This is a genomic window from Oceanospirillum beijerinckii DSM 7166, assembly GCF_000422425.1.
GTDB classification, from domain to species: domain Bacteria; phylum Pseudomonadota; class Gammaproteobacteria; order Pseudomonadales; family Halomonadaceae; genus Oceanospirillum; species Oceanospirillum beijerinckii.
Genome location: NZ_AULT01000023.1, coordinates 38,671 through 61,214 on the forward strand (window position 1 = coordinate 38,671; position 22,544 = coordinate 61,214).

Annotated in this window: 12 protein-coding genes; 6 read left to right on the top strand and 6 right to left on the bottom strand. The window is 48.8% G+C overall.

Annotated features, from left to right (window positions below; genetic code table 11):
• Nucleotides 1–16 precede the first annotated feature (16 nt).
• Nucleotides 17–1,036: a TRAP transporter substrate-binding protein gene (locus H579_RS0108045; protein WP_028300245.1), complete on the bottom strand. Its 1,020-nt coding sequence runs from the start codon at nt 1,034–1,036 to the stop codon at nt 17–19.
• Between the two features lie 576 nt (nt 1,037–1,612).
• On the opposite strand from H579_RS0108045, the gene hpaR reads away from it, so the two are divergent.
• On the top strand, nt 1,613–2,035 hold the full coding sequence (hpaR, locus tag H579_RS0108050) for a homoprotocatechuate degradation operon regulator HpaR (protein ID WP_028300246.1): 423 nt from the start codon (nt 1,613–1,615) through the stop codon (nt 2,033–2,035).
• A 253-nt stretch (nt 2,036–2,288) separates the two neighbouring features.
• On the opposite strand, the gene H579_RS24825 is transcribed toward hpaR, so the two are convergent.
• Nucleotides 2,289–4,784 (bottom strand): MFS transporter, encoded by a 2,496-nt coding sequence (locus tag H579_RS24825; RefSeq protein ID WP_281167027.1) that lies wholly within the window; start codon nt 4,782–4,784, stop codon nt 2,289–2,291.
• 666 nt (nt 4,785–5,450) lie between these two features.
• Here H579_RS24825 and cofG point away from each other — a divergent pair.
• Nucleotides 5,451–6,581, top strand: a complete 1,131-nt coding sequence (gene cofG / locus H579_RS0108060) for a 7,8-didemethyl-8-hydroxy-5-deazariboflavin synthase CofG (protein ID WP_028300247.1) — start codon at nt 5,451–5,453, stop codon at nt 6,579–6,581.
• Between the two features lie 281 nt (nt 6,582–6,862).
• On the opposite strand, the gene H579_RS0108065 is transcribed toward cofG, so the two are convergent.
• From H579_RS0108065 to aptA, 3 genes are all read right to left on the bottom strand, one after another.
• Nucleotides 6,863–7,585, bottom strand: coding sequence for a DUF5020 family protein (locus H579_RS0108065; protein WP_102049308.1), 723 nt, complete (start codon nt 7,583–7,585; stop codon nt 6,863–6,865).
• Between the two features lie 413 nt (nt 7,586–7,998).
• Nucleotides 7,999–9,489 (bottom strand): CoA-acylating methylmalonate-semialdehyde dehydrogenase, encoded by a 1,491-nt coding sequence (locus tag H579_RS0108075; protein ID WP_028300249.1) that lies wholly within the window; start codon nt 9,487–9,489, stop codon nt 7,999–8,001.
• Nucleotides 9,490–9,844: 355 nt separating this feature from the next.
• Nucleotides 9,845–11,188, bottom strand: coding sequence for an omega-aminotransferase AptA (gene aptA, locus H579_RS0108080; RefSeq protein WP_028300250.1), 1,344 nt, complete (start codon nt 11,186–11,188; stop codon nt 9,845–9,847).
• 222 nt (nt 11,189–11,410) lie between these two features.
• Here aptA and H579_RS24830 point away from each other — a divergent pair, with 222 nt between their 5' ends.
• The 3 genes from H579_RS24830 to hydA all read left to right on the top strand — a co-directional run bounded on the left by H579_RS24830 (nt 11,411) and on the right by hydA (nt 15,684).
• Nucleotides 11,411–12,373 carry a LysR family transcriptional regulator gene (locus H579_RS24830; RefSeq protein WP_051227436.1) on the top strand — a complete coding sequence of 321 codons (963 nt, stop codon included), beginning with the start codon at nt 11,411–11,413 and terminating at the stop codon, nt 12,371–12,373.
• A 221-nt stretch (nt 12,374–12,594) separates the two neighbouring features.
• On the top strand, nt 12,595–14,094 hold the full coding sequence (locus tag H579_RS0108090) for an NCS1 family nucleobase:cation symporter-1 (protein WP_051227437.1): 1,500 nt from the start codon (nt 12,595–12,597) through the stop codon (nt 14,092–14,094).
• A 147-nt stretch (nt 14,095–14,241) separates the two neighbouring features.
• Complete coding sequence (gene hydA, locus H579_RS0108095; RefSeq protein ID WP_028300252.1) at nt 14,242–15,684, top strand: dihydropyrimidinase; 1,443 nt, start codon at nt 14,242–14,244, stop codon at nt 15,682–15,684.
• A gap of 461 nt (nt 15,685–16,145) precedes the next feature.
• Here hydA and acnA read toward each other — a convergent pair whose 3' ends face one another.
• Nucleotides 16,146–18,863 carry an aconitate hydratase AcnA gene (acnA, locus tag H579_RS0108100; RefSeq protein WP_028300253.1) on the bottom strand — a complete coding sequence of 906 codons (2,718 nt, stop codon included), beginning with the start codon at nt 18,861–18,863 and terminating at the stop codon, nt 16,146–16,148.
• Nucleotides 18,864–19,608: 745 nt separating this feature from the next.
• Between acnA and H579_RS0108105 the strand changes: the two genes are divergently transcribed.
• Nucleotides 19,609–22,404 carry a bifunctional aconitate hydratase 2/2-methylisocitrate dehydratase gene (locus H579_RS0108105; protein WP_028300254.1) on the top strand — a complete coding sequence of 932 codons (2,796 nt, stop codon included), beginning with the start codon at nt 19,609–19,611 and terminating at the stop codon, nt 22,402–22,404.
• Nucleotides 22,405–22,544: the final 140 nt, after the last annotated feature.

The window sequence follows — 22,544 nt, forward strand, 5'->3', positions numbered from 1 at the left end:
AGTTAGCCCAATGGCCTTATTGACCATAGCTACGAGCGATCTGACGCAGTTCAGCCAGAGCAGCTTTAGCGTCAACACCACGATCTTCTACAGACTTCAGGAAAGCTTCATCCATACCTTTAGTCAGCGCCTCAAACTCTTTCGCCAGAGGATCGCCTGCTTTGACTACAGTGACGTTCACACCATCTTCAAGCGCTGCTTTCAGACCTTCTTCATCACCGGCATCCCATGCACGGCCCGCCATAGCAGATAGTTTCTCACCGGAAACACTCAGAATCGCTTCACGATCTTTTGCATCCAGATCCGCCAGGAAGTCCGGGTTCATAAACATCGCGAAGCTACCCAGGTACATACCACCAGGCAGTGCAATTACGTTTTTAGCCACTTCTTTCAGACGCAGAGACTTCTGCTCACCCATAGGGATGAATACACCGTCAATTACGCCCTGCTGCATCATTTCATATACTTTAGGAGCCGGAGCACCTACTGCAGTTACACCCATACGGTGACCCAGTTCACCCTGAACACCACCGCCCAGACGGATTTTCTTACCTTCCAGATCTGCCAGTGAGTTGATCGGATCAGCCATATGGATCTGACCAGGACCGTGGGTAAACAGACCAATGACCTCCAGACCTTCATGCTCGTCTGCTTGCGCAAAATACTTTTCAAAAACACGCCAGTGAGCAACAGATGCTGCTTCAGCAGAAGCGCCCAGCAGAGGTTGCTCTACCGCTTGAGTCAGTTTAAAACGACCTGGAACATAGCCGTGGTAGCTGAAAGATGCGTCAATAACGCCATCTTCTACCAGTTCATACATGGTTTTAGGGTGGCCCAGACCGTACTCAACGACGACCTCGACACGACCTTCTGTAGCTTCTTCAACCCACTTAGCCCAGGTTGGCCATACAACAGCGTTTTGAGGGTGGCTTGGTGGCAACCAGCTACCGACTCGCAGTGTCGTATCCGCAGCCATTACAGAAGTTGATAAGGCTACGCCAGCCAGCAGTGCAGGGAGCTTTTTCAGCAGTCTCATATGGGTTCTCCAATTTGCCTTTGTTGAATAATTGTTGTTTTTAATTAAGTTGCTTCAAGATTTGCCTGTGCAATCCAGGCTCGTGGCATTCAGCCCATTCCATCGGGATTTAGTTAAGATATTAATTAACATATTAACCAAATGCAATGCTGTTTCAGGTTGTCACACCTGAATTTATGTTCACCAAGGAACAAAATAGCTTGAATTAAACTGAGCAAAAAGCAACTTCTGGAGAATATATTACAAAAAAGAGGATAATGACAGTAGGTAATGTACCACTTTAGAAACAGGTCTAAAGACTACATTTTCGTGGCTTTGACTTAGTTAAGACAGTTTCAAAGTAAAAAACCAGGATACACAAACTGAGCAGAGGGTGTTACTTAGTGAACACCTAATCCCGCCAGATTTAACTGGCGCGCTGCAAAACCAAGCTCAACCTAAGCCTAGCGAAAAAAGCGTGTTCACGCTCAGAAAAATTATCACTCATGGTATAAAAAAGCAGGGCTTGCATATTTTTTGCTCATCGTGACAATAAAAGAGATAATATGTTAACTATTTTTAAAACCGTGGGCTGACATGCGAAAATTTGAAGATTCACTGCCACTACAACTATTAAAAGCTCGTGATGCTTCCATGAACTTTTTCCGCCCTCTGTTACAGGAAAACGGAGTTACAGAACAACAGTGGCGTATCCTGCGAGCCCTACATGCTTATGACGAGCTTGAAACCAAACAGCTGGCAAAACACTGCTGTATGTTAAGCCCCAGCCTGACAGGTATTGTTAATCGTCTGGAACAGCAGGGCTATATCCAACGCCGTAAATCGCCGGAAGATCAACGTCGAATTCTGCTCAGCCTGACCGATAAGGCACGCGACCTGTTTGATAAGATGAGCCCGGATGTAGACGCTCGTTATAAGGCCTTTATTGATAAGTTTGGTGAAGAGAAGCTACAGCAATTAATGACACTATTAACTGAACTCAGTGAGCTGAAGCCTTAAGCCTGCACTAATTAAGGTTTAATCACTTTGCTTCTGATCAGAGCCTATTCAACGCTTGGCAGTAAGCATTAACAACGCCATATTTTGGAATCTAACGTTTATCGTTGCACCAAGGGCTACATATAGCCTAAAAGCAACAGATAAAAAGAGGCCCCTGAGACTATGTATTCTGACTTACAGAAAAATCACAGGGGCTGGGGATAAGAGTCCTGACGCTAATTATCTTAGTCTAAATCCAACTAAATAAGGATAACTATTTTTCCCCTCCGGATTGACTGGCATTTCTGTCATCAGGCGCCTGATCTGCTCCACTCTGATTCGGTCTATCACTATTCGGCCTATCACTTAGATCAGATACCAGATCACTGTCCTGTATCTGGTCAGATTCCACCAGTGCCTCGACCACGCCTGAAGCACTTTCCGGTACGGCTTCAACCACTGCAGCACCAATATCCACTGCTTGATCCGGTGCCGCTTCAGACAGACGATTTACCAGCTCTACCGCTTCCTGAGAGATATTGGATTCAGAGCTGTTATCGATACTGTCAGATGAAACCTTCATCTCTTCTGTATCGCGCTCTGAACTCTGCACTACTCTGCGCTTCGTATCGACTACCGTATTTTCTTCCGGGCCAAAGCTACAGGTTTCCTCATCGGCTTGAGCTGAGATGCTAGTCGAGTCTTCCAGGTTCTTTTCATTGTGCGGATCTTCACTCTCCGTCTGACGCTCGGAAATTGTATTGGCATATTCTGTTGCAATAGCAACCGCCGCTTCCGGTTGAGCCTCTACTACTGCAACGCCAATATCCATGGCGTGCTCAGGGGCGGCTTCCGCCAGACGGGTTACCAGCTCAGCGGCGTCCTGATCATTAATCACGTGCTCACGACTCAGGTCTTCAGAGCCCCATTCAGGTAGGCTGCTGGCTACTTCTGTTGCGACATTGACCGCACTGTCTGGCACAGCCTCTACAATAGTAGTCGCCATCTCAATAGTATGTTCCGGTGCCAGTTCAGACAGCTGGCTCACCAGGTCAGCCGCATCCTGCTCGGAGGTATCATCTTCACGATCAGCGGGACGAACAGACGCACGCTCTTCACTCATCACCTGAGCATAATATTCCGCTACTTCTACCGCAGACTCAGGAGCAGATTCCACGGCAACCCTAGCCATATCAATACGCAGTTCCGGCAGAGTACGACCGATCTCTGCAGCAACGCTTACCACCTCATCCGGTGCCGCCTCTGCAAGCTTACGTACCAGCTCATACGCCAAGTCAGGAGTTGCTTTAACCATCGCGGAGGTCACTTCAAGTATCTGATCCGGTACGGTTTCCAGCATCACCTCGTACAGACGTAACGGATCAACACCATCAACCTTGGCCACTTCAGCGGCAATTTCAACGCCTTGTTCTGGCTTAGCAACCACCAGAGCTTTTGCCATACGAACCGCAGTGGCAGGGTCTTGCTCAGCGATTTCTACCGCAGTCTGAGCCTCTGGACTTAATGGCATAATGGCTTCGACATACTCGGTCCGAGGGTCAAGATTAACACCCGCAGGTACAGCACCGCTTTGCATAACAAAGTTTTCCTGTTCTTCTGCTGGCAATGCCGTGCGCACACGCATCTGCAACACGACAAATGCCGCCAGCATCAACTGGATACAACCCAGGAAATAGAACAAGGCGTCATTACCAAACTGTCTCATCACCAGAGAAACACCGTAAGGGCCAAAGGCACCACCGATAGAGAAAGCCATAATCAGACTACCCATCGCGGCTACCATCTCACTTTGTTTCAGCTTATCAAATACTTCGGAGATACTTAGCGGATAGGTACAGGCGATAATACCTGCCGATATAGCCGTTGTGACCGACATCGCAATAAACCGCTGCATCTCGGCCAGAACCTGAACTGAGAAACCCACTGCGCTGGATAACAGCAGTGCCATAAACAACACCGAGCGACGATCAAAGCGGTCTGATAGATACCCCACCGGGAATTGCAGCAAAAATGCGCCCAGAATTGCGGAACCGGCATATAACGATAGATCAAAGCCCGTAATACCATAATGAGACGCAAACAGAGGGACCAGGTTAAATACCGCTGAATAGATAATCCCTGAGGTAAAACAAGCCACCACACCCAGAGGTGAACGCTTAAACAGAGCAATAATTGACATGGATTCTGTATCAGATACCTCGGGGCCGCGCTGACGACTCCAGGCCATAGGTACCACGGCAAGACACAGGATAATACCAGCCAGTACAAACAGGATTGCCTCCGCCGGTGATGCCAGGTTAATCAGGAATTGACCGGCAAACATAGCCCCCAATACCACTGCGTTGTAAAACGCCAGGATTTTACCCCGAGTCTCTTTTGTCGAAGCACCGTTAAGCCAGCTTTCCATGGCTGTATAGGCGCAGGCACAGCAGAAGCCAATCAACACCCGCATTGCGCCCCATAGAATCGGATCAGTATACAGGCTACAGATCAGAATACTCACCGCTGCCAATGCAATAGAACCGGCAAACATACGGATATGGCCCGAACGATTAATCAGGTTTTTACTCAGCAGACTACCTGCCAGCATGCCGATATAATAAAGAGACAACACCATACCTATAGTATCGGTGCTCATCTGCTCCAGCTGCATACGCACGGGCAGTAAAATATTAATCAAACCGTTGCCAAGCATCAGGATGAAACAGCTGACAAACAACGACAATAAAGGCGTAATAGTTGAGCGCACGGCAGTACTCAGATTTTAAACGGGTGAATTTAGTGGCTTTATGCAGGAAGTTAGCCTGAACAAGCTAACGAGGCGGCGAGTATAGGGATGAGGTATCTCAAATGGAACCCCTGGATTCACTAAAGCTTTCCTTTCTTTAAGTCAATGGTTAGATTACTAATAATTAGAACCATAACTTTTATAAAGCGCGATTACAACCCATTAAAAAGAAAGCGCGGGCTCTAAAATAATAAGGATAAGCCAGCAATCTATTTAAGTATTTAAGCCACTACTTACATCACTAAAATATGATTTGATCATATGGGCTAAATCAAGTCTGTTTCTAGTCATTTTCACTGATGAAAGCCCCCTACATTTCGGCCCCTAATTTAAAAAAACTCTGTCGAATAACAAAAAATAACCCAACTCTTTATCCAAAGGTCGATTGTACTAACCGATCATGCAAGATTATTCATGAATAACCATTCCAACGATAAGTCTCTCCGTACCTGAGACTGTGCAAGATTCTATCTGTAGAAAACTGTCGCTTTTCATCATGTAAATCGTAAATATTAAAAATTTGACCGTATGGTAAAATAAATCTATATTGAGTTCACTCTCTTGGATATGGTGCTGCCAAACCCATACCGATGACTAAAATAAAAATACGATCTGGGAGGATAAGCGATGCTATCTCTTGATCAGGCTTATAGCTTTGAAAACGCGGATAACAAGCAAATTCAGCAACTGCGTAACCAGGCCCTGGCAATACGTGAGCTGCACTGGGGTGATGTCATCACCTATTCAAAAAAGGTGTTTGTACCTCTGACCAATATGTGTCGCGATACCTGTGGCTACTGCACCTTTGTTAAACCACCGGGTTCGCCAGAAGCCAATATTATGACACCAGAAGAGGTCATGGCGGTGGTGCGTCGAGGTGAAGAGCTGGGCTGTAAGGAAGTGCTATTCAGCTTGGGCGAAAAACCCGAAAAGACCTACCCGGAAGCGCGTCAGTTTCTGGAGGAAAGAGGTTACAGCACCATAGTCGATTATCTCTACGATATGTGCCGTCTGGTGCTTGAGAACACCAACCTTCTGCCTCACGTTAACGCCGGTTCGCTGACAGAACAAGAGGTGCTTAAGCTGCGCCCTGTGTCCGCCAGTATGGGTATGATGCTGGAAAACATCAGTCGTAGGTTACTGCAAAAAGGCCAGGCCCACTATGCCTGTCCAGATAAGGTGCCGCTGCAACGTATCCGTACTCTGGAGTGGACTGGTAAACATGATGTGCCCTTTACCACAGGTATTCTGATTGGCATTGGTGAAACCTGGCGGGAACGGGTGGATAGCCTGTTTGCAATAAACGAGATCCATCAGAAATACGGTCATATCCAGGAAGTGATTATTCGGAACTTCAAGGCTAAGCCGGGCACAGCGATGGAAAATGCGCCTGAACCCAGCCATGAGGATATGCTAAAAACCTTAGCTGTGGCTCGCTTGATTCTCGACCCAACCATTAGTATTCAGGCACCGCCTAATCTACAGGATCATTACAGGGATTATGTCAGCTCAGGCATTAACGACTGGGGTGGCGTATCCCCACTGACCATCGACCATATTAATCCCGAACGGGCCTGGCCGCAGATCAAGTCACTGGAATTTAAAACTTCAGAATGCGGTTGCCAGTTAAAGGAACGCCTGGCGATTTACCCGTCATATAGAAATCTGCCTAATCGCTATCTATCTGACGATATCTCTTCACGTATAGATGAGCTTGAAACCGATCTATCGCCCTTGATTGGAGCCTGGGTGGGCTAAGCCTGATTTACCAGTATCTGGGAGCTTCCGTTTTTCTCCTCGCCCAATAACTGCGAGGCTCCCAGCCTTTCCTCTGTCTTATACTTTTTTCTCCTTCGGCTTTTCTCTCTGGCTTTTGTCTGTTGTCTCGGGCTTTTATCATTGCCTTTTATTAGCTTCCATTTCTCACTGCCTCGACTTAGCCATAAAAAAGCACCGTAATAGCATGAGCCATTACGGTGCTTGTCATGGTTTGGTGCTTTATAGCGGCCTGAAAGGCCAGACGATTTAGCTGTAGACTATTAGAAGTGCCACTTTAACAGTAACGATGGATTACGCTCATCCGCACCTTTAATACCATACTTATTGCTCCAGTGAGAGTATTCGATACCCACATAAAGCGGAGCTTTGGTATCCATCAGCTTGCCTGCATTCCATTTTAGCTGAGAGGTGAAGTTAGTTTCAGCGGCGTGGTCTGATTCAGCGCTGGACCAATCAATAAAGCCATCGTAAAGGAAGTCTGCATTACCAAGGGTGAAAGGCACACCCCAGGTCAGTGTAGTCATCAGATCGTTATCGGTATTATCGTTCTTGGCGTAGTAGAAGTTGGCATTGGCGTATTGGAAGCCAGGAAGATCAAAGCTAAAGCCAACACCGGTCAGGTAGTTATCAAAGCCCGCACCACTTTCCCAGGTGCCCGCCAGATAGACATCCTTAACAATGCCAAAAGAGAGATCAGAGCCAGTCACATAACCCAGACTCAGACGGGGCGAAAATTCAAAATAGGTCGAGGTATCGCCGTCGTCAGATTTCTGCCAATCAACGAAGAAGAAGGTATCCCCCCAGTTATGGCCACTGGCATGCTCAACGGTCACGGTCTTCTGGGTATCATCCACCACTTCATAGTCTTCACCGTATAAGTAGCTAAGACTAAAATCACTCCATATCTGCTCAGCTGATGCCGGCACTGAAGCTAAGGAAAAAGCACAACCAAGGGCTCCAAGGATCTTTGTTTTAATTTTCATCTGAGATCTCATCTGTTTTTAATAGTTGGTTATAAGTAGAGACAGGTCTTCCATATGCGATTAAATATGGGCACCCATTCGAGCGGTATAGCGGTACAACAAACGAATAAACAAGCAATTGGCGACACAAAAAAGCACTTCGATCTGCTTCAGCCTATCGCTGTAGAACACGGCACTGTGCTACAGAGAAGCTTTTGTTGAGCGCTGATTGCTTTAAAAATGGCTCTTTCCTCGATGTGTTAGGGAAGAGAAAAGAGCCAAAAGGGCAGCAGAAGGGCGCTGCTTATTGACCGCTAAACAATGCGGTTTAGCGGTGCAATTTATTTCGAATAAAGCCAGTCATTGCGAATGAAGCTAGCCATGGCGATAAAGCTAACGTCTCGCTATATATAACCGACTGATAAATCGGGAGATCAGCTAGGGAAAGAGAAAGACACCCCTTCACGTACACCACTGGACGGCCAACGCTGAGTGATGGTTTTACGCTTAGTGTAGAAACGAACAGAATCAGGACCGTAAGCGTGCAGATCACCAAACAAGGAGCGTTTCCAACCACCAAAGCTGTGATATGACACAGGCACTGGCAGTGGTACGTTGATACCCACCATGCCCACCTGAATATGATCGGAGAAATAACGGGCGGCTTCGCCATCACGGGTAAAGATACAGGTACCGTTACCGTATTCGTGATCGTTGATCATCTGCATCGCTTCTTCCATGCTGTTAGCACGTACCACCTGCAGAACAGGACCAAAGATTTCTTCCTGATAGCTGTTCATTTCAGTGGTGACGTTATCGATCAGCGTTGCACCAACAAAGAAACCGCCTTCAAAACCAGCTACCTGAGGATTACGACCATCAACCACCACAGAAGCACCGTCAGCTTCTGCACTGTTGATATAGCCGTTCACTTTTTCCATATGGGCTTGGGTGATCACAGGACCAAAGTCATTGCTGCTATCACTGTAGGCACCCACTTTCAGCGGTTGCATCGCTTCTTTTAACTTGGATACCAGCGCATCCGCCGCTTCATCACCAACGGCTACCGCGACAGATAGCGCCATACAACGCTCACCGGAGGGGCCAAACGCCGCACCTAACAGCTGGTTAACTGCGTTATCCATATCGGCATCTGGCATAACGATGGCGTGGTTTTTCGCGCCGCCCAGAGCCTGACAGCGTTTGCCATTGGCATTGGCGGTAGAATAGATATATTCCGCAATCGGTGTGGAACCCACAAAACTTACGGCTTTAACACGCTCGTCGGTCAGCAGGACATCAACGGCTTCTTTATCACCGTTAACCACGTTCAGTACACCCTGTGGCAGACCGGCCTCATGCAGCAACTCCGCCAGGAACATGGTGGAGCTTGGGTTACGTTCCGATGGCTTCAGGACAAAAGTGTTGCCGCACACAATGGCCATAGGGTACATCCACAGTGGTACCATCGCCGGGAAGTTAAACGGTGTGATACCGGCGACTACGCCTAGCGGTTGGAATTCACTCCAGGAATCGATACCCGGTCCTACATTACGGCTATGCTCACCTTTTAACAGCTCTGGCGCACCACAAGCGTATTCCACGTTTTCGATACCACGCTGTAGCTCACCTGCTGCATCGTGAGCGATCTTGCCGTGCTCTTCACCCACCAGTTTGCAGGTCTTTTTCGCATGTTGCTCCAGCAGTGCTTTAAAGCGATACATAATCTGGGCACGTTTCGCCGCCGGGGTATTACGCCAAGCCGGGAAGGCACGCTCTGCAGCGGCAATTGCTTCTTCAACGGTTTCAACGGAAGCCAGCGCCACCTGCTTGCTGACTTTACCGGTGGATGGGTTAAAAACGTCCTGAGTACGCGCCGCTTGTGTGGATAGTTTGCCGTCGATTAAATGACCTAAAGTTTCCATAGTAACCTCAATAATATGCGTATTTTGTTTGGGTATTCGGCAACTCAATACCAGTGTTTTTCCCGAATACTTTTCCTAATCAGTTTCTTGGTAGAGCGGGTTGGATATGTCAGTAAGTCGGATAAGCGGAGCGCCATCCGATACAGGTCTCAATACTCAAGCCATTGTCGGAAGGCGCCTTGCGGCTTTTCCAACCTACAGCACTTTGCAATCAGGTTGGATATTAAGTAGGTCGGATAAGCGGAGCGCCATCCGACACTGATCTCAATATTCGGCTATTGTCGGAAGGCGCCTTATGGCTTTTCCAACCTACAATTACCTACCAAACAGGCATAAATGCTGGAATTAAAAGACGTTAGCCCAGCTCTAAAATGGACTCACCAATGGCGTTGATCACGTTATCGATCTCGTCACGTTCAGTGATAAAAGGCAGACCAAGCTGAATGGTGTCGCCGCCATAACGGACATAGAAGCCCTTCTCCCAGCACTTCATGGCGATCTCGTAGGGACGTCTTGCGGGTTCACCCGGTGCGGATTCAATGGTGATACCACCGGCTAAGCCGTAGTTGCGGATATCGGTGATATATTTTGTACCCTTAAGGCTATGCAGCGCCTGCTCAAAGAGAGGGCTCATCTCTTTCACCCGTGGAATCAGGTGATCATTTTTCAGAATATCCAGGGATGCCAGCGCCGCAGCACAAGCCACAGGGTGACCGGAATAGGTGTAGCCGTGGGGGATCTCCATCATATAATCCGGGCCACCATTATCCATAAAGGTCTGATAGATATCGGCTTTGGCAATCACAGCACCCATGGGTACCGCCCCATTGGTCAGCTGCTTGGCGACATTGATCATATCCGGCACAACGCCAAACTCTTCTGCCCCGGTATAGGAGCCCATACGGCCAAAACCTGTGATCACTTCATCAAAGATCAGCAGAATATCGTGCTGATCACAGATCTCACGCAGACGTTTCAGATAGCCTTTAGGTGGTGGAATAACACCCGCAGACCCGGCCATCGGCTCGACAATCACCGCCGCAATATTGGAGGCATCGTGTAACGCGATCAGCTCAAGCAGCTCATCGGCTTTATCAGCTCCGGTTTCCGGCATGCCTCTAGTAAAAGCATTCTCTTTTAACATCGTATGGGGCAGATGGTCCGCATCAACACCCAGGCCATAAAGGGTACGGTTAGCCCCAATACCACCGACACTAAAGCCACCAAAGTTCACACCGTGATAACCCTTGGCACGACCGATCAGCTTGGTTTTAGTGGGCTGACCTTTTTTGCGCCAGTAGGCCCGGGCCATCTTTAATGAGGTATCGGCGCTTTCTGAACCTGAACCGGTAAAAAAGACATAATCCAGGCCTTCGGGAGTCAGCTCTGTAATTCGATTGGCTAACTCGAACGCTTTGGGATGGCCATATTGGAATGCTGGTGCGTAATCCAGTTCGTTCAGCTGCTTAGCCACGGCTTCGGCAATTTCAGGACGGCAGTGACCGGCACCACAGGTCCATAAACCGGATAGACCATCAAACACCTGACGACCATTGGCATCGGTTAAATAAGCCCCTTTGGCCGCGACAAACATTCTCGGATCATCTTTAAACTGGCGGTTTGCCGTATAAGGCATCCAGTAGGCTTCCAGTTGCTCACGGGTCATCCCGGCAGCGCTATTAGTATCGAATTCAGACATGTCTCACACCTCTAACAAGGCTTTCTTATTATTTCTTACCGACTTTTACTGACTTTTAACGACAGAGCCGACATTGCGTTTTCACATAATCCAACTCACGCAACAGAGGTTAAATTCCAAAGATCTTACCTTGGGTTAACCTAATACTTACCATTTGGTAAAAACAATGTATATTCTATAACCAGAAATGTACAAACCCGTTAACCCTGAGCCGAGGTGTGTATGACAAAGCAGAAAGTGATGGGGCATATCGCTGGTGCCGATATCCGGATGATCAGAATCTTCAAAACGGTGGTCAATTGTGGTGGTTTTTCAGCGGCAGAGGCGGAGCTGAATATCAGCCGGGCCGCAATCAGTATCGCCATGTCTGACTTGGAACAGCGCTTGTCGCTTAAACTGTGTAACCGAGGGCGCAGTGGCTTCTCTCTCACGGATGAAGGTAAGCAAGTCTATCTGGCGACGCAAAAACTGCTCTCATCCCATCAGGAATTCCAACAGAGCATCAGCAGTATTCACTCTGAGCTGAAGGGCAATCTGGATATCGGTATCACCGACTCCCTGATTACCCTGCCCAGAATGCTGATCACCAACTCCCTCAAATCCCTGAAACTGAAAGCGCCGGAGGTGAACGTCAATATCGAAATGATACCAGCCAATGAAGTGATCAAGAGCTTACTGGATGGCAGGATTCAGATCGGTGTAGCCCCGGTGTTCAATATTAACCCCGGACTGAACTACATCCATCTCTACGATGAAGAGTCCAACCTGTACTGTAGTCACGAACACCCCCTGTTTCACCTGGCCGATCACGAGATTACTCCTGAACACATCACCCAGTGTGAGCTGGTTTCTCCCTCTTACCAGCAACCCGCCGAAATCTGGAAACATCTGCAACAGTTCAAACGCAGTGCTCAGGCATCTGATCGGGAAGGGGTCGCCTTTCTGATTCTCACCGGTTGTTATATTGGCTACCTGCCCACTCACTTAGCCAGCAAATGGGTGGATAGCGGGCAGATGAAACCCCTGCTGCCGTCGCAGTTTAGTTTTGTTACACCCTATGCAGCGCTGACCCATAAAGAGATCACGCCCAATCTGGTGCTTTCTGCTTACCTCTCAGCTTTACAGCAGCGCATCGATACTAACTCTGGGGAGCAAATGTCGACTCAAATTCCGGCATTCTGCTAACACGCTTGCTATCGTTTGCTTTTAAAAAAATTAAATACTTATATTTCAAGTGGTTAGATGATTATTGCTGCCTTACTTTTACCATCTGGAAAAAAATGTGTTTGCCAGATGTTTTTTCAATCCTTATATTGACCATACGGTAAAAAAACAAACCGTATAAAACTCTTTACAAGGTTAAGACCCGCCCCGGGCCTTAAAAATAACAATAAGAGGAGATAATAATGAAGAGCACATCAGCCGAATCAACCGCCGTTAAGGTGGGCGAATTCTACGAGCTTAATGCTGGCTCTGACGTCACAAGTAGCAATCACTACAATGACGATATTGCACCCACTCAAGTCAAAGATCGGACTTGGAATGTGTGGAATGTTGCGGCATTGTGGGTCGGGATGGCTATTTGTGTGCCGACCTATACCCTGGGTGGCGTATTAACCGCCTACTTCGGTTTGTCGGTCATGGAAGCGTTAATGGCTATTCTAATAGCCAATATTATTGTACTGATCCCACTGACTCTGAATGCATTTCCCGGAACCAAATTTGGTATCCCCTTTCCTGTCCTTCTACGATCTTCCTTTGGTATGGTCGGCTCCAATATTCCCTGTCTGATTCGAGCGTTAGTGGCTTGTGGCTGGTTTGGTATTCAAACCATGTTTGGTGGCCTGGCGATCCATATCCTGCTGTCTAATCTGGTGCCCGGCTGGGAGTCCTTAGGCGGTACAGGGGAAGTGATCGGCTTCTTTACCTTCCTGGTGCTGAACCTCTATATCGTGATTAAGGGTGCAGAATCCATTAAGATTCTGGAAACCTTAGCCGCACCTCTGCTGTTAGCCGTAGGTATCGGCCTGATGATGTGGGCCAGTCCTAAAATCTCTTACGCTGAACTGCTGGCGATTCCTGCTAACCGCCCTGAAGGCGCTTCTTTCTGGGGCTACTTCTTTGCCGGTGTTACCGCCATGGTCGGTTTCTGGGCCACTCTGTCCCTGAACATCCCCGACTTCAGCCGTTATGTCCGCTCGCAAAAAGATCAGATTTCCGGTCAGATTATCGGTCTGCCGCTAACCATGTTCTTCTTTGCCGCACTGGGTGTAGTGCTCACTGCAGCCTCTACCACATTGGTGGGTGAAACGATTTCTGATCCGGTCACCCTGATCGGTAAAATCGAAAACCCATTCTGGGTGGTGGTTGCAATGATCATTATTATTGTCGCGACCTTATCAACCAATACCGCAGCTAACATCGTATCCCCCACCAATGACTTCCAAAACGTAGCCCCTAAGAAGATCAACCAAACCCGAGGCGTACTGCTGACCGGTTTAATTGGTGTACTGCTAATGTCTTGGGAGTTACTGAAAAAGCTGGGTTGGATCGAATCTGATGTCAGTGTGGAAGCCATGTACAGCGGCTGGCTGCTGGGCTACTCCTCACTATTGGGTCCTATCGCAGGCATTATGATTGTGGATTACTTTGTGGTGAAACGTCAGGAACTGAGCCTGCCGGATCTGTACAAAAAACAGGGTATCTATAGCGGTTTTAATACCAACGGCCTGATCGCCTTTGCGGTGCCGGTACTGCTGACCCTGTTCTCTATCACTTCCGGCCAGCTGAATTGGTTCTATCAGTACGGCTGGTTCACCGGCTCCATCCTGGGCGGCATCATCTACTGGTTCTGCGCCAAAACGCTGACAGCCAACAACCCTAGCATGGTGGCTCAAGCGGAATAACTTGATCGCCTCCTACAACACGTAGGAGGCGAAGCAACCCCACGGATCTATATAAAAAGTCACTATCAACGTTCTATACCAACAACAAATTCAATACGTTAGAGCAGATTCTGCTTTGGCAATTCTACCGAATTGAGGAGACAAGCCATGTCTATTGTTATCCGAAATGGCACCATTGTTAACGCTGATCACACCTTTCAGGCCGACGTGTATTGTGAAGAAGGCAAAATCGTCGCGATTGGGCAGAATCTTGACGTACCCTCCACGGCAGAAGTCGTGGATGCCTCCGGCCAGTACGTAATGCCGGGCGGTATCGATCCCCACACTCATATGCAGCTGCCTTTTATGGGCACTGTCGCCAGCGATGATTTTTACACCGGCACCGCCGCAGGTCTGGCCGGGGGTAATACCACCATTATCGACTTTGTTATTCCCGCGCCAGGAGAGCCACTGTTAGAGGCATACAATAAATGGCGTGATTGGGCAGAAAAATCCGCTTCCGATTACAGCTTCCATGTCGCCATCACCTGGTGGGATGAATCCGTGCATGCGGATATGGAAACTCTGGTGAAAGAACACGGCGTCAACAGCTTTAAGCACTTTATGGCCTACAAAAACGCCATCATGGCCGATGATGAAGTGTTGGTGAAAAGCTTCCGGCGCTGTATGGAGCTGGGTGCTATGCCAACGGTACACGCAGAGAATGGCGAACTGGTGTTCCAGCTGCAGCAAGAGATGCTGAACAAAGGCATTACCGGCCCGGAAGGTCACCCGCTGTCCCGTCCACCCATTGTTGAAGGTGAAGCGGCCAACCGCGCGATCCAGATTGCTCAGGTGATGGATGTCCCCATCTACCTAGTACACGTCTCCTGTAAAGAATCCGTTGATGCCATTACCCGCGCCCGTAACGATGGCCAACGGGTTTACGGCGAAGTGCTGGCCGGTCACCTTTGTATTGACGACAGTGTGTACCGTAATGAAGACTTCGAGTTTGCTGCCGCTCACGTCATGAGTCCACCGTTCCGTCCGAAGGAACACCAAAACGCACTGTGGAAAGGTCTGCAAGGTGGTAATCTCCAGACCACAGCAACGGACCACTGCGCCTTCTGTGCCGAGCAAAAAGCTGCCGGTAAAGATGACTTTACCAAGATTCCTAACGGCACTGCCGGTGTCGAAGATCGTATGGCCGTACTGTGGGATGAAGGCGTGAACACCGGTAAGCTGACCATGAACGAGTTTGTTTCCGCCACCTCCACCAATGCTGCCAAGATCTTTAATATCTACCCGCAGAAAGGCTCCATTTCTGAAGGTGCCGACGCCGATATCGTCGTGTGGGACCCAGAGGGTACGCGTACTATCTCCGCGAAAACGCACCATCAGAATGTGGATTTCAATATCTTTGAAGGCAGAACAGTAAAAGGCATTCCATCCCACACCATCAGCCGAGGCAAAGTAGTGTGGGCCAATGGCGAGTTAAAAGCGGTACAGGGTGCCGGTCGTTATGTGGATCGCCCAGCGTTTAACCCGGTGTTTGAAGCCTTAAACAAACAGGCTGAACTTAATGAACCTACTGCGGTGAAACGAGGTTAAGTACCTGCTTACCTAAAGTATTTGGTTGAATATTGATCCGTTTATTGAGGGGCCTTCTGGCCCCTTTGTTGTTTCTAACAATTCCCGGTTTTTCTTCAGAGGTGGATAACGATCAATATGATCGTCTATATCTTGCTGACATCAATGCCTATGGATACGTTCATCTCGGTTATTTCCCTTATACATACAGCATCATCTGATTGATCAGGGCGCTTGGATACCATTCAATATATGAGAAAATTAGAGTCCGGGCGTTTATCTACACAATAGCGTCAAGCACTAAGGTTGGATTCAACATCACCGGACTCTATGGGTAATCAAGGTAGCTAACCCTGATTTCCGGAGAGATACAAGGCTTGGATAAGCGAAGCGCCATCCGACAAAGCCCCTATATATACCAGAAAATTGTCGGAAGGCGCCTTGCGGCTTTTCCGACCTACAAAAGCTTATTTGGTTTGGTGTTATGAATTCGACGCGATAATATCGCGCAGCACCATCGGCAGAATGCCTTTATGACGGATCTGATCCAGCTCAGATGAGGTATCCACACGAGAGGTCAGTTCAATCTGCTGTGATGAGCCGTCCGCTCTGTTGATGGTCAGTGCGACAGTGCCGCGTGGCTCCAGCGTATCAATACCGTTCAGATCGAAGGTCTCTGTGCCATCCAGGTTCAGAGACGCCCGTGTCACGCCTTCAGGCAGTTGCAGCGGCAGAACGCCCATACCCACCAGATTGGATTTGTGAATACGCTCAAAGCTCTCTGCGATGATGGCTCTTACACCCAGCAGTGCAGGCCCTTTGGCTGCCCAGTCACGGGATGAACCTGTGCCATACAGCTTACCACCAAAGACAACGGTCGAGGTGCCTTCTGCACGGTAACGCTCAGCGGCATCGTAAATAGACATCTGCGCTGGAGCCGCGTCAGCCGAGTAATAGTTAGTTACTGCGCCAGTGGTGCCCGGTAGCAACAGGTTTCTGGCTTTTACGTTGCCAAAAATACTACGCAGCATCACATGGTGGTTACCACGACGTGCGCCCAGAGAGGTCATATCTTCGTCAGCAACACCCTGTGAACTCAGGTATTCCCCTGGAGGAGAATCCGGGCGGATACGGCTTACCGGCGAGATATGGTCGGTGGTGGTGTTGTCATCACACATCACCAGCATACGCGCGCCTGAGATATTGCTCAGAGAGTCTTCTGGTGTTTCCAGTGAGAAACCGTCAAAGAAGGAGATCTCCTGAATATACGTTGACTCCGCATCCCATTTATACACAGGGCCTGTCGGGGACTCCAGGTTCTGCCAGGTCTCAGGGCCATCCAGAGAGTTTTCATAGGTCTCACGGAAGGCTTTCGGGTCCATACACTCTTGCATGGTCTGAGTGATTTCAGCGTTGCTTGGCCAGATATCTTTCAGGAACACATCGTTGCCGTTGGCGTCCTGACCAATAGGCTGGGTCATGACATCAATATTAACGTTACCGGCTATCGCCATCGCCACAACCAACGGGGGTGACATCAGGAAGTTGGTATCCACATCCGGGTGTACACGACCCTCAAAGTTACGGTTACCGGACAGCACAGACGCCGCGATAATATCGTGCTTTTGCAGCGCTTCTTCGATGCTTGGTGCCAGAGGTCCCGAGTTACCCACGCAGGTGGTACAACCGTAACCGGCGGTATTAAAGCCCAGGGCATCCAGATGCTGTTGCAGTCCTGCTTTAGTTAAGAAATCGGTGGCCACCGGTGACCCCGGAGCCAGAGAGGTTTTAACGCCAGCCGGTACCTTCATGCCCAGCTCATTGGCTTTCTTGGCCAGCAGACCCGCAGCAATCAGCAAGCCAGGGTTAGAGGTGTTGGTACAGGCCGTAATAGCGGCAATTACGATATCGCCGTCTTTTAGTTCTCTTTCTGGCTGGGGTTGGAAAATACCCGCTTCATCTGCCTTCATTGGCGTTACGGTAACCACTTCAGGATTACGGTCGCCTTCAGCGGCGGCTTTTCTGAAGACATTGCCAATCTCAGCCAGGGGCAGTCGGTCCTGAGGGCGTTTTGGACCTGCGACAGAAGGCTCAACTGTGGACAGATCAAGCTGAAGCAGATCGGTATATTTCGGCAGCGCCTGACCCGGGGTCCAGGCCATGTTCTGTGCTTTATAGAACTCCAGTGGCAGTTCACCGTCACGACCGGTGGCTTTCATATATTCAGCAGAGACTTCATCAAATGGGAAGAAGCCCATTGTTGCGCCATATTCTGGCGACATATTGGCGATGGTTGCACGATCCGGCAGGGACAGGTTGGCACAACCTTCACCTACGTATTCAACAAACTTACCAACGACACCGCCAGGGAAATTACGCAGCATCTCGGTGATGGTCAGTACCAGATCTGTTGCGGTTACGCCTTCTCTTAGCGCGCCTGTCAGCTCAACACCGACTACTTCAGGTGCCAGCATCTGCATCGGCTGACCCAGCATGGAAGCACCGGCTTCAATACCGCCCACACCCCAGCCGACAATACCCAGGGCGTTCGCCATTGGCGTATGACTGTCCATACCGATCAGCGTATCCGGAATCATCAGACCATTCATATGGAGATAGCCTTGTGCCAGATATTCCAGGTTCACCTGGTGCACAATACCGGTTTGTGGCGGAATAATACGGATGGTGTTGAACGCCTGCGCGCCCCATTTCAGGAAGGCATAACGTTCTTTGTTTCGGGCTGCTTCCAGCTCGCCATTGATCCTTAGAGACGCCGGGCTGCCGGTATTATCCATAGTCACCGTGTGATCGATCACCAGATCCGCACGTACCAGAGGCTCAATAATCGCAGGATCAAGGCCCATACGCTGAACTGCTGAACGCATCGCGGCAAAATCAACAATAGCAGGTGTGCCACTCAGGTCGTGCATAATTACACGACCCGCTGTGAAAGGAATTTCGATCGGCTGCTTGCCCTGATGTTCAGTCCAGCCACCCAGCGCCTGAACCTGCTCAGCGGTTACGCCGTTTTGACCCACATTACGGGCGATCCCTTCCAGGATAGGACGAAGAGAAAAAGGGAGTTCATCCAGCTTGATACCAAACTGTTCAGCGGTATCAGGAAGGCTATGGTAGCTGTGGGTGGTGCCTGGGAGCGTTCTAACCGAACGGGATGGATCGAAATTTATTGGAGTTGTCATTTTTTATACCTTTCGCAGAGAGGACGTTGCTGAAGCTACAACCTTTTTTGCACGAGCTTCTGGTCATTACATGAGTTTCTGGAAATTACCAGAACCGTTGGTCGCTACCAGAGCTGCCCGGTTTCCAGGTTAGCCGTATTTTCAGCCGTCAAACGAACCGCTATGTCTTGCAACATAAATTATTATCACGTCAAGATTGTCGACAATATTAGCCATAAAATGCCTTAAAGCAAGTTTTGACGGCAGACTTTAGTCTGAACTTCATACAATCTAAGACTATTTTCTAGTGTTTATGCGTCTGCTTGAATAATTTTGAAGGCGGATTGAATGGATTTATATAGCTCAGTGTGACTGGAGAGTTTTGTATGAACAGCATTGAAATAAGGCTTTTTCAATACGGATTATCATCCGTATGATTGCTATAAACTAGGGCTTGAGAGGTGTGCTTTGAATCCTTTGAGGTGCGTTTTTAAGCGATAAAAGCGGCAAAGGCTATGTCGCATTGAGTACATGATTGAGCGTTTCAGGCTAGGCTACAGGCCTCTATGCCCTTAAGGCTTTCAGTGAGTTTTTATTTAGATCTTAATTAAATTACCTGTCTGGAACGCACGGAGTTTTAGTACTTTTGTCTAAAATTTGTCGACTTTTCGCTTCATTTAAAGAGTTTTCATTGAGCTGATAGCCACTTTATTCTTATAATCCGCTCCACAAATCATAACTAGATTTAAGTGAGACGTTTGACGCTATGAGTTACTATTCTGATTACCTGGAAGAAATTGAGGTTCGTAAAAACGACCTAGGCCTGAACCCTAAGCCAATCGACAGCGCGGAATTGCTATCTGAAATCATTGCCCAGATCAAAGACACTGGTAATGCAGAGCGCGAAGCTTCTCTAAACTTCTTCATCTACAACACTCTGCCAGGTACGACACCTGCAGCAGGTGTTAAAGCTAAATTCCTGAAAGACATCGTTACTGGTGCTGAAACAGTGGCAGAGATCTCTCCTGAGTTTGCTCTGGAGCAGCTGTCTCACATGAAAGGCGGCCCTTCTGTTGAAGCGCTGCTGGATATCGCACTGTCTGATCACGCTCAAGCGGCAGCGGCTGGCGAAATCATGAAGTCTCAGGTATTCCTGTACGACTCTGATACAACCCGTCTGGCAGACGCCTACAAAGCGGGTAATGCCATCGCGACAGAGATTCTGGAAAGCTACTCAAAAGCTGAGTTCTTCACCAAGCTGGATGATATCCCAGAGAAGATCGATGTAGTGACCTATATCGCTGCTGAAGGTGATATCTCTACTGACTTGCTGTCTCCGGGTAACCAATCCCACTCCCGTGCTGACCGTGAATTACACGGCAAGTGCATGATCTCTCCTGAAGCTCAGCAAGAGATCGTTGAGTTAGGCAAGAAGTACCCTAATGCTAAAGTGATGCTGATCGCTGAGAAAGGCACCATGGGCGTAGGTTCTTCCCGTATGTCCGGTGTAAACAACGTTGCACTGTGGGCGGGTGAGCCAACTTCTCCATACATCCCGTTTGTTAACAACAAGCCGGTTGTAGCGGGTACTAACGGTATCGCACCTATCTTCCTGACCACTGTGGGTGTAACCGGCGGTATCGGTCTGGATCTGAAAAACTGGGTTAAGAAAACTGACGAGAACGGCGAAATCGTACGTGACGCAAATGGCGATCCAGTACTGGAAGAGGCCTACTCCGTTGCAACAGGCACCGTTCTGACGATCGATACTAAAGCTAAGAAGCTGTATAACGGCGATAAAGAGCTGGTTGACGTATCTGATGCTTTCACACCACAAAAAGTGGAATTTATGAAAGCGGGCGGTTCTTATGCAGTAACCTTCGGTAAGAAACTGCAAACTTTCGCTGCTGAAACTCTGGGTGTCGAAGCTCCTGTTGTTTATGCTGCGTCTAAAGAGATCTCTCATGACGGTCAGGGTCTGACTGCTGTTGAAAAGATCTTCAACCGTAATGCGGTGGGTGTAACGTCTAAAACGCCTCTGCACGCCGGTTCTGACGTTCGTGTTAAAGTGAACATCGTAGGTTCTCAGGATACTACTGGTCCTATGACCTGTCAGGAACTGGAAGCGATGGCTGCTTCTACCATCTCTCCAAGCGTTGATGGTGCATTCCAGTCCGGTTGTCACACGGCGTCTGTATGGGACAAGAAAGCTCAGGCAAACACGCCTAAGCTGATGGCGTTTATGAACGCATTCGGTGTAATCACTGCACGTGACCCGAAAGGCGTTTACCACTCTATGACTGACGTTATTCACAAAGTACTGAATGACATCACCGTTGACGACCGCGCGATTATCATCGGTGGTGACTCTCACACCCGTATGTCTAAAGGTGTTGCGTTTGGTGCTGACTCCGGTACTGTTGCAATCGCTCTGGCCACGGGTGAAGCGGCAATGCCAATCCCTGAGTCTGTGAAAGTAACTTTCAAAGGTGCTATGAAGCCTCACATGGACTTCCGTGACATCGTACACGCCACTCAGGCGCAGATGCTGAAGAAGTTCAACGGCGAAAACGTATTCCAGGGTCGTGTCATCGAAGTACAGATCGGTACGCTGCTGGCTGACCAGGCCTTCACTTTCACCGACTGGACTGCAGAGATGAAAGCGAAAGCTTCTATCTGTATTTCTACCGATGAAACCCTGATCGAATCTCTGGAGCTGGCTAAGTCCCGTATTCAGATCATGATCGACAAGGGTATGGAAAACGAAGCGGGCATGCTGCAAGGTCTGATCGATCTGGCTGACAAGCGTATCGCTGAAGTTAAATCCGGTGAAGCACCTGCTCTGGCTCCAGACGACAACGCTAAGTACTACGCTGAGCTGGTTGTTGACCTGGACGCAATCGACGAGCCAATGATTGCTGACCCTGACGTAAACAACGAAGACGTTTCCAAGCGTTACACGCACGATGTGATTCGTCCGGCGTCTTACTACGACGGCCGTAAGGTTGATCTGGGCTTCGTGGGTTCTTGTATGGTTCACAAAGGCGATATGCAGATCATTGCTGCTATGCTGCGTAACCTGGAGAAAAAGGGTCCAATCACGTTCAACGCACCTCTGGTTGTTGCGCCACCAACGTACAATATCGTTGATGAGCTGAAAGCAGAAGGCGACTGGGATATCCTGGCGAAATACGCGGGCTTCACTTTCGATGATGAAAATCCAAAAGAAGAAGCGCGTACTCAGTACGAGAACATCCTTTACCTGGAGCGCCCTGGTTGTAACCTGTGTATGGGTAACCAGGAGAAAGCGGCACCTGGTGACACTGTGCTGGCGACTTCTACCCGTCTGTTCCAGGGCCGTGTAGTAGAAGATACTACTGAGAAGAAAGGTGAGTCTCTGCTGGGCTCTACGCCAATGGTTGTACTGTCTACTATCCTGGGTCGTTTCCCGACTCTGGAAGAGTACAAAGCTGCCGTTGAAGGTATCAACCTGACGTCTTTCGCTCCACCAAGCGAAGATCTGAGCGTTTCACCTCAAGCTATCCCAGCTGCACGTATCTAATCACTGATAAAGTGACTGGCTACAACCCTGAGCATTCAATGCTATTCACTTAAGCATTGAATGCCAGCGGAAAAAACAAAGCCCGGTATCTGGTTTCCTGATGCCGGGCTTTTTTGTGTTTGTTCAGCAGGATTGTAAGA